This window comes from Polaromonas sp. YR568 (genome assembly GCF_943369675.1).
GTDB lineage: Bacteria > Pseudomonadota > Gammaproteobacteria > Burkholderiales > Burkholderiaceae_C > Polaromonas.
Genome location: NZ_CALROB020000079.1, coordinates 1 through 9,359, shown reverse-complemented (window position 1 = coordinate 9,359; position 9,359 = coordinate 1). Strand labels below are relative to the sequence as shown.

General features: G+C 65.3%; 6 protein-coding genes. 2 read left to right on the top strand and 4 right to left on the bottom strand.

The window, feature by feature from the left end; genetic code table 11:
- From ACLV8F_RS24310 to ACLV8F_RS24300, 3 genes are all read right to left on the bottom strand, one after another.
- The coding region (locus ACLV8F_RS24310) for an acetyl-CoA hydrolase/transferase C-terminal domain-containing protein (RefSeq protein ID WP_411886766.1) at nt 1-1,681 on the bottom strand (1,681 nt) is incomplete at its 3' end.
- An 8-nt stretch (nt 1,682-1,689) separates the two neighbouring features.
- Nucleotides 1,690-2,502, bottom strand: a complete 813-nt coding sequence (locus ACLV8F_RS24305; RefSeq protein ID WP_411886765.1) for an alpha/beta fold hydrolase — start codon at nt 2,500-2,502, stop codon at nt 1,690-1,692.
- A 2-nt stretch (nt 2,503-2,504) separates the two neighbouring features.
- Nucleotides 2,505-3,818: an O-acetylhomoserine aminocarboxypropyltransferase gene (locus tag ACLV8F_RS24300; protein ID WP_411886764.1), complete on the bottom strand. Its 1,314-nt coding sequence runs from the start codon at nt 3,816-3,818 to the stop codon at nt 2,505-2,507.
- A gap of 154 nt (nt 3,819-3,972) precedes the next feature.
- Here ACLV8F_RS24300 and ACLV8F_RS24295 point away from each other — a divergent pair, with 154 nt between their 5' ends.
- Nucleotides 3,973-4,428, top strand: a complete 456-nt coding sequence (locus tag ACLV8F_RS24295) for a CBS domain-containing protein (protein ID WP_411886763.1) — start codon at nt 3,973-3,975, stop codon at nt 4,426-4,428.
- A gap of 60 nt (nt 4,429-4,488) precedes the next feature.
- Nucleotides 4,489-5,676: an MFS transporter gene (locus tag ACLV8F_RS24290; RefSeq protein WP_411886762.1), complete on the top strand. Its 1,188-nt coding sequence runs from the start codon at nt 4,489-4,491 to the stop codon at nt 5,674-5,676.
- A gap of 625 nt (nt 5,677-6,301) precedes the next feature.
- Here ACLV8F_RS24290 and ppc read toward each other — a convergent pair.
- The gene (ppc, locus tag ACLV8F_RS24285; protein WP_411886761.1) at nt 6,302-9,187 is read right to left on the bottom strand and encodes a phosphoenolpyruvate carboxylase; all 2,886 of its coding nucleotides are present in this window, start codon (nt 9,185-9,187) and stop codon (nt 6,302-6,304) included.
- Between the last annotated feature and the right edge of the window lie 172 nt (nt 9,188-9,359).

The window sequence follows — 9,359 nt, the reverse complement described above, 5'->3', positions numbered from 1 at the left end:
CGCGCAGGTGGCGCGGGATGGTGTCGTAGGCATAGTTCCAGAGCAGCGTGCTGCGCAGGCCGTCCTTGTGCTCATGGGTGGCGCGCAGCATCAGGATGGAGCGCGCGTCGGGCAGGGCGTGCGCCATGGCCACGAAGTTGTACTGTCCGCCCACACCGGAGACGACCTGGCCCGTTTCCAGCCCGTCCGACACCGCCGCGCCCAGCAGCGTGACCATCATGGTCGTGTTCATGAAGCGGCCCTTGCGGCGCTGCGCCTGCTTGAGCGTGCTCTGGCCGTGCAACTGGTTGATGAAATCAATGCGCGTCATGTCGATTTTCGCCAGCGCCTCGGGCGCCATGCGCCTGAGCTGTTCGTAAAAATCGGTCGGGCCCAGGAAGAAGCCGCCGTGCAGCACCACGCCGCCCGCCAGGCGTTCGCCCAGGCCACCCGCGTCCCGCAGCGCCGTGCGCACCGCGGCCTGGTCCAGCCGGTTGGCAATGCGCTGGTCTTTGACCTCCAGCTCGCCATCGGTTCCGAGACTGACGTGTGCCGTCAGCACGCCCAGCTTTTGCAGGAAGGCCAGGCTTTCGGCATCCAGCGCAGGCTGGATGCGCCCGGCGTCCAGCAGCGCCAGCAGCGTGTCCGGGGTGACAGCCAGGCCCGGCATGCGGCCGTCGTTCACCAGGCGCTGGACGGCCTCGTCGTCAAACACCTCGCGGCGCAGGATGCCGGCCTGCAGCAGCTGCAGAAGGCCGTTGACGAACATTTCCGAGCAGCCGTAAAGGCCTTCGTCAAAGCCGTCCAGCTCGCGGCCTTGCAACCCGCCGGGGCAAAGGGCCGCCATGATGCGACGGTATTCCGCGTTGCCGCTTTCGCGCACGATCAGCGCCTGTGCGATCGCATCGCCCAGCGCGCCTATGCCGATCTGCAGCGTGCCGCCGTCCGCCACCAGGCTGGCGGCGTGCAGGCCGATGGCGTAGTCGGCCGTGCTGACCTTGCCGTTGGGTGGCGCGAACAGGGTATGCGTGCCGGCGTCATCGGTCACCACCACGTCGAAAAAGCCGGGCGGTGCGATGGCCTGGTTGGGCATAAAGGGCATCTGGCGGTTGACCACGCCCACCTTCAGCAAGGGCCTGCCGGCTTCCGCCTGGCGCTGCGCCAGTTCAAACGTGACGTCGGGGTTGCTGGACAGCGAATACTCGGTGCCGCCCGCCGCCGTTTCGCGGGCCGCCACCGCCTGGGCGATCACGTTCACGCCCAGCACCCCCATGTCGCGAGCCACAAAGGTGTAGTTGGTCGAGATGTAGGCCTGTTGCGCGCGTTCGTTGCCCAGGTAGTCGCCGGTCTTCAAAAAAAATTCGCTGACCTCGATGTGCGGCGGCAACTCGCCGGCGCGCAGGTCCTTGACGTAGTCGAGGTCGGGATAGTCCTTGAACACGCGCTCCACCAGCGGCGCCAGGAAATGCTGCTCCAGCTCGCTTTTGCCTTCAGGCCTTTCCAGCGACAGCGCGGTAATGATGGTCAGGCGCCGGGGATGGGCCTCGCCGCCCATGGCCTTGATGCGCCGGTACAGCAGGTTCACGAAGGGGTTGGGTTTGCCTATGCCCAGCGGCAGGCCGAGCACGATGTCGCCCTGCACCGTGGCGAGCACATGCTCCACCGCCTGGGCGAGCGTGTCAATGACGAGGGGCACGGCCATGCGGCGGGTCACGCGGACTGGAGGAAGTTGCGGATCGCGAATAGCGTGGCTTCCGGCGCCTCGCTCATCTGGTGGTGGCCCACGGGCAGGCTGGCGACGCTGACCTTCTTGCCGCTGTCCCTGGCCTTGCACAGCAGGGCCTGCGCGGCTTTTTCGGTCGTCATCTGATCCAGCGCGCCCAGCACAAACAGCACCGGGCAGGTGACCTGGCTGATCGCGGCATCGCCGTTGGCGTAGCTGTCGCAGGCCTTGAAGCCGCGGTGGAACAGGTTGACTTTGGTGTTGCTCGCCAGCACGCGCCGGCCAAGCGCCATGCTGGCGCCGTGCACCCAGCTGCCCGCGCCCAGCGGCGGCGCCAGCGTGCTGCGTGAAAACACGTTCACCATGGCGAGCGCCTTCATCGGTTCGTTCAGCGCCGCGTCGAGCAGCGCCTGCGAGACCTTCATCGGGAAGGCCGTGCCCACCAGCACCAGGTGGCTCACGCGGTCCTTCAGCCGGGAGGCCGCTTCCAGGGCGATCAGCGAACCCCAGCTGTGGCCGACCAGCGCCGCGCGCTGCACGCCGGCCGCATCCAGCAGCGCGGCAACAAAGCCGGCGGCTTCTTCCACCGACGCGGGCGCTTCGCCTTCGCTTTTGCAGTGGCCGGGCAAGTCCACCGCCAGCACGTTCCAGCCATGGTTGGCGAGGTAGCGCGTCTGCAAAATCCACACGCTGTGGTCATTGAGCACGCCGTGGATGAACACCACCGTGGGTTTGGCCGCATCAAAAGGCTTGCCGCCGGTGTAGCAATAGGTTTTATGGCCCAGGACGTCGAGGTACATGCTCAGGCCCCCGCTTTCACGGCCGCTTTTTCGGCGGCCTTGAGCGCGCGCTTCAAGTCGTCGATCAGGTCGTCCGGGTCTTCCAGGCCGATGGACAGGCGTATCGTGCCCTGCGTGATGCCGCCGGCCGCCAGCGCCTCGTCCGTCATGCGGAAGTGGGTGGTGCTGGCCGGGTGTATCACCAGGCTGCGGCAGTCGCCCACGTTGGCCAGGTGGCTGAAGACCTTGAGCGCCTCGATAAACGCCTTGCCTTGTTCGCGGTTGCCCTTGATGTCGAAGCTGAAGACCGAGCCCGCGCCGCGCGGCAGCAGTTTTTTGGCCAATGCGTGGCTGGAATGGGACTCGAGCATGGGATGGCCCACGCGCGAGACCAGCGGGTGGCTGGCCAGGAACTCGACCACTTTTTCGGTATTGCCCATGTGCCGCGCCATGCGCAGCGGCAGGGTTTCAATGCCCTGCAGGATCAGCCAGGCCGTGTGCGGGCTCATGCAGGCGCCGAAGTCGCGCAGGCCCTCGCGCCGCGCGCGCAGCAAAAACGCGCCCACGGTGCTTTCCTCGCTGAACACCATGTTGTGGAAGCCGTCGTAGGCTTCGGTCAGCTCGGCGAATTTGCCGGACTTTTCCCAGTCGAAGCTGCCGCCGTCGACCACGATGCCGCCTATGACGGTGCCGTGCCCGCTCAGGAATTTGGTGGCCGAGTGGTAGACCAGGTCGGCGCCGTGCTCAAAAGGCTTGATCAGCCAGGGCGAGGTCAGGGTGGAATCCACCAGCAGCGGCACGCCCGCCTCGTGGGCGATGTTGGAGACGGCCTCAATGTCCAGCACGTCCAGCCCCGGGTTGCCCACGGTTTCGCCGAAAAACAGCTTGGTATTGGGCCGCACGGCGGCGCGCCAGCCGTCCAGGTCGCCGGGCTTGACGAAGGTGGTGTCTATGCCGAAACGGCGCATCGTGTAGTGCAGCAGGTTCTGGCTGCCGCCGTAGAGCGCCGTCGAGGCCACGATGTGCGAACCCGCGCCCATCAGCGTGGCGATGGCCAGGTGCAGCGCGGCTTGGCCGCTGGCGGTGGCAATCGCGCCTATGCCGCCTTCCAGCGCCGACACGCGCTGCTCCAGCACCGCGTTGGTCGGGTTGCTGATGCGCGAATAGACGTGGCCCGCGCGCTCCAGGTTAAAGAGGCTGGCCGCGTGCTCGCTTGATTCGAAGACGAAGGAAGTGGTCAGGTGGATGGGCACGGCGCGCGCGCCCGTGGCGGGGTCGGGCGCGGCGCCCGCATGCAGCGCCAGGGTGTCGAAACCGGGGTCGGAATAACCGGGCATGGGTTTGTCTCCAGTCAGAAAAAAGTGGCTGTACGCGGGGAAATTGTTGCAACCAGCCGTTTGATTGTGGGCTATATTTAAACTGAATTCCCCCTCTCGCCGCGCCGTGGTGGGACAATGCATACATGCTGGCAGCACAACCGAGGAGACGGCCATGAAGGTTCTAGACATACTGCGCGTCAAGGGCAACACGCTTTACACCGTCCAGCCCGACGAACCGCTTGCCAAGGCGGCCCAGATCATGGCCGAAAAAGACATAGGCTCGCTGGTCGTCATGGAGCACGGCGACCTGGTCGGCATGCTGACCTTCCGCGAGGTCATCGTCTGCATCGTCAAGAACGGCGGCGAGATCGGCACCACGCTGGTCCGCACCGCCATGGACGACCACCCGCTCACCTGCACCTCCGAGACCGAACTCGACGAAGTCCGCCGCATGATGCTGGAGCGCCACGCGCGCTACATGCCCGTGATGAACCAGAAGGTCATGATGGGCGTCATCAGCCTCTACGACGTGGCCAAGGCCGTGGTCGACAGCCAGAATTTTGAAAACAAGATGCTCAAGGCCTACATCCGCGACTGGCCGGCCGAAGACGCCGCCGACCACAACTGAATTTTTGAAACAACAACCGCCCGGTGCGCAAGGCACCCGGGCCTTAGCGGGGGGGCAGGGGTGAGCGACAAGCGTGATGCCGGCGGGCAGCTGTTTTATGCCTCCCTGTTTTTCTCCCGGCTGGCCGACCAGATCCTGCTTTTCCTCGTGCCGCTGGTGGTGTTTGAGACCACCGGCAGCGTCGCCTGGTCCGGCATCGCCTTCACCCTCGAAACCCTTCCGCGTTTTCTGGCCTTTCCGGTCTGCGGCGCGCTGTGCGACCGCATCTCGCCCCTCAAGCTGCTGCGCATCAGCCAGCTCTACCGCGCGCTGGTCTGCATCGCCGGCGTCATCGCCTTCCAGTGGGTGGGCGGCGTCGGCTGGCTGATCGCGCTGTCTGCCGTTTGCGGCGTGCTGACCACCCAGGGCGTGATGGCCCGCGAGGTCATGCTGCCGCAGATCTTCCGCCAGCACCGTTTTGAAAAAGTCCTGGCCCATGCGCAGATCGCCGACCAGCTCGGCATGGTGCTGGGCCCTTTGCTGGCCTCGCTGCTGCTGCGCTGGATGTCCTGGCCCATGGTGGTCGGGGCGACAGCAGGCTTTTTCCTGATTGCCGATGGCGCGGTGACCTTGTGGAAGCGCCAAAACACTGTCACTCTGGCCGCGCCGGAAGCCGCACCCGGCCACTGGGCCGCCCCCATTCGCACCGCGTTTTCCCAGGTGATGCACCTGCCCGGCCTCAAAAAAGTCATCGCACTCGCGGCCGGCGTCAACCTCGTCATCGGTGTCACCTTGGCCACTTCGGCTGCGATGGTCACCGGCCTGCTGCAGCGCTCCGCCGGCGACTACGCCGTGCTGCAAACCGCAGGCGCGATCGCCACCGTGGTCATCCTGCTGTTCATCGCCCGCAGCGTGCTTTCATTGCGCACCCTGGGCCTGGTGTCTTACAGCGTGATGCTGGCCGGCGGCCTGCTCACCGGGCTGGCCCCCAACTTCTGGGTCTACACCGCCGGCTTCCTGCTGGTGATCGGCTTTGACAAGATGTTCAACGTCTACATCCGCAGCCTGCGGCAAAAGCTGATCCCGCCGCGTGATCTCGGCAAGACCACCGGCGTGATCGTGATGCTGAACAACCTGTCGCAGCCGCTGGCCGGGATGCTGGTTGGGGTGTTTGCGGGGGTGATGGAGGGGCGGGGGGTGATTTTGGGCTTGGTGGGGGTGATGGGCTTGATTGGGGTGTTGGCTGCTTGGAGTGGAAGAGGGGGGTGAGGCCGGTTCCTGCTCCGGCGGTGCGCCCTCTGCATGGGCTTGCTGGCCGGGGATTGCCCGGCGGCAACTCACTTTTCTTTGCTTCGCCAAAGAAAAGTAAGCAAAAGAAAGGCGACCCTGGTTGCTGCGTCCCCTGCGCTTCGCTCCGGGGCAACCTGCGGTGCTCGGTCCAGCCGGGGTCAAAAACAACTCGCCTTCGGCTCAAACAAGTTTTTGCCCTTATCCGTCTGGCCCTCCGCTCCTCGGCGCATCCACAAGGGGCAATCGGGATCGGGAACCGAAGACAGAAATACCAAGAAGACAAATACAAACAAGGACACGCCACGGCGTGTCCTTGTCTCTTCAGGTATTCGGTATTGGTATTCCTTCCCCACCCCTTGTGGATGCGCCGAGGAGCGCAGGTTCAGGCGGATCAGGGATCGCGTTGTTTGAGCGAAGCGAGTTTAGCGAGACCCCGCCTGAACCGAGCACCGCAGGTTGCCCGTAGCGCAGCGGAGGGACGCAGGAGCCAGGGTCGCCTTTTCTTTGGTGACTTTCTTTTGGCGAAGCAAAAGAAAGTTACTGGCCGCCGGGCCACTCCCGGCCAGCAAGCCTTAGCAAAGGGCACAGGCGCGCAAGCCGGCGCTTATCCGGTATTCCGTAACCCGGCCGCGATGCCATTAATAGAAATATGAATCCCCGTCTGCACCCTCTGGTCAGCCTGCCCCGCCCGATAACGCCGTACCAGCTCGACCTGCAAATGGTGCAGCGGGTCGATGTAGGGGAAGCGGTGGCGTATGGAGCGCTGCAGCGCGGCGTTGCCGGCCAGGCGCTGCTTTTCGCCGGTGATCAGCACCAACGCTTCAGCCGTGAGGTGCCATTCGGCTTCAATCGCGCTGAAGATTTTCTTGCGCAGGCGCGCGTCGGCCACGAGGTCGGAATAGCGCGAGGCCAGGGCCAGATCGCTTTTGGCGAGCACCATGTCCATGTTGCTGAGCAGGGTGCGGAAGAAGGGCCATTGCTTGTACATTTTTTGTAGCAGCGCCAGCGCTTCCTTGCGGGCGGCGGGCGTGCCGCCTTCGTTGAGCATGTGGGCGATGGCCGAGCCGAAGCCGTACCAGCCGGGCAGGGTGAGGCGGCACTGGCCCCAGCTGAAACCCCAGGGAATGGCGCGCAGGTCTTCGATCTTCTGCGAGGCCTTGCGGGACGCCGGGCGTGAGCCGATGTTGAGTTCGGCGATTTCGCGGATGGGCGTGGCGCTGAAGAAATACTCGGTGAAGCCGGGGGTGTCGTAGACCAGCGTGCGGTAGGCCGACATGCTGGCCTCGGAGAGCTCGGCCGCGGCCTGCAAAAAGGCCTTGGTCGCGGGCTTGGTCGGCTGCAGCAAGGTGGCTTCCAGTGTGGCGGCCACCAGGGTTTCAAGGTTGCGCCGGCCGATTTCGGGGTTGGCGTATTTGGAGCCTATGACCTCGCCCTGCTCGGTCAGGCGGATCTGCCCGCGCACCGTGCCCGGGGGCTGGGCCAGGATGGCCTGGTAGCTGGGGCCGCCGCCGCGGCCCACGGTGCCGCCGCGGCCGTGGAACATGCGCAATTGAATATTGTGTGAGTTGGCCAGCACGTCGAACAGCTCGACCAGGGCGATCTCTGCGCGGTACAGCTCCCAGTTGCTGGTGAAGATGCCGCCGTCCTTGTTGCTGTCGGAGTAGCCGAGCATGATGTCCTGCTCGGCGCCGCTGCGCTTGACGAGCTGGGCGATGCCGGGCACGGCGTAGAAGTCGCGCATGATGGGCGCGGCATTGCGCAGGTCTTCAATGGTTTCGAACAGCGGCACCACGATCAGGTCGTTGGTCGCGTTGTTGTCCAGCGTGCCGTGCATCAGGCCGACTTCTTTTTGCAGCAGCAGGACTTCCAGCAGGTCGCTCACGGTTTCGGTGTGGCTGATGATGTAGTGGCGTATCGCTTCCTTGCCGAAGCGCGCGCGCGCCGTGCGGGCGGCTTCAAAAATCGCGAGTTCGCTTTGCGCATGGGCCGAGTAGGCGGTGCCGATGACGCGCAGCGGCCGCGCGTCGTTGAGCAGGCCCACCAGCAGCGCGCGCTTGGCAGTCTCGTCGAGCTTGCTGTAGTTCGCTTCGATGCGCGCGACGGCCAGCAGCTCGGCGACCACTTCCTCATGTTTGTCGGAGCTCTGGCGCAAGTCGACCGTGGCCAGGTGAAAGCCGAAGACCTCGACCGCGCGTATCAGCGGGTGCAGGCGCTGGGCGATCAGGGCCTGGCCGTGGTTGGACTTGAGCGAGGATTCGATGGTGCGCAGGTCGGCCAGGAAATCTTCCGATTTGGGGTAGGCGTTTTGCGGCGCCACGGCATGGCGCGCGGCTTCGCCGCCGGTCAGGTCTTTCAGCGTGGCGGCCAGGCGCGCATAGACGCCGGTGAGGGCGCGGCGGTAGGGCTCGTCCTTGCGGTGCTCGCTGGTGTCGGGCGAGCTTTCGGCCAGGGCGCGCATTTCTGCGCTGAAGTCGACCAGCATGGCCGACAGCGAGAGTTCGCCGCCCAGGAAGTGGACTTCGGTCAGGTAGTGGCGCAGCGCCACTTCGGCCTGCCGGCCCAGCGCGTAGTTGAGGGTGTCGGCGCTGACGTTGGGGTTGCCGTCGCGGTCGCCGCCTATCCACTGGCCCATGCGCAAAAAGCTGTGCACCGGCTGGTTGCCGAGTTCGCGCTCGAGGTTGGCATAGAGCTTGGGAATCTCGCGCAGGAAGGTGGCTTCGTAATAACTGAGCGCGTTCTCGATTTCATCGGCGACCGTGAGCTTTGAAAAGCGCAGCAGCCGGGTTTGCCACAGCTGCATGACGCGGGCGCGTAGCTGCGCTTCGTTGGCGGCGAGCTCGCGCGGCGTGAGGGCGTCCTTGGCGGCGTTGTGGGCCTGGGCCAGCGCCTTGATGTCGTCGCGCGCGGTCAGCAGCTGCGCGATGTCGCGTTCGGCGTCGAGGATGCTTTTGCGCTGCACTTCGGTGGGGTGGGCGGTGAGCACCGGCGAGACGAAGCTGTGCGCCAGCGTGTTGGAAATCGTGCGTGTCGAGATGCCGGCCCAGCGCAGGCGGGCCAGCGCGACTTCGATGCTGCCTTCCTGCGTGTCGCCCGCGCGTTCGTGCACGGCGCGGCGGCGGATGTGGTGGCGGTCTTCGGCCAGGTTGGCCAGGTGGCTGAAATAGGTGAAGGCGCGTATCACGCTGACGGTCTGGTCGCCCGACAGGCCCTTGAGCAGCTTTTTGAGCGCCTTGTCGGCTTCGGGGTCGGCATCGCGCCGGAAGGTGACGGAGAGCTTGCGCACCTGCTCGATCAGCTCGTAGGCGGCCACGCCTTCCTGCTCGCGGATCACGTCGCCGAGGATGCGGCCCAGCAGGCGAATGTCCTCGACCAGCGGGCGTTCGTTGTCCCGGGACCGGGTGGAGGCCTTGGCCGCAGCGCCTGCGGCACCGTCCCTGGCGCCATCGCTGGCATGTTGCTTAACCCTTTTGGCGCGCGTGGAAGTGACCATCTCTGCCCTCTAGTTCTTGATCCTTAGAACCTGTTCACGGTCTAAACGGCGCCGCGTTGGGATGCAATCGGGATGAGTGGGCCGACCGGGCACGCCGCATGGGCTGATGCCCATGCAAGGGCCTGGGTGGCTCAATCGCCCGATTTCATCCCAACCCGGAGGGCAAGTGCCT

Excerpts from the sequence above, each read along its gene's own strand:
- ACLV8F_RS24305 (WP_411886765.1), bottom strand. The coding sequence starts at position 2,502 with ATGTACCTCGACGTCCTGGGCCATAAAACCTATTGCTACACCGGCGGC.
- ACLV8F_RS24300 (WP_411886764.1), bottom strand. The coding sequence starts at position 3,818 with ATGCCCGGTTATTCCGACCCCGGTTTCGACACCCTGGCGCTGCATGCG.
- ACLV8F_RS24295 (WP_411886763.1), top strand. The coding sequence starts at position 3,973 with ATGAAGGTTCTAGACATACTGCGCGTCAAGGGCAACACGCTTTACACC.
- ppc (WP_411886761.1), bottom strand. The coding sequence starts at position 9,187 with ATGGTCACTTCCACGCGCGCCAAAAGGGTTAAGCAACATGCCAGCGAT.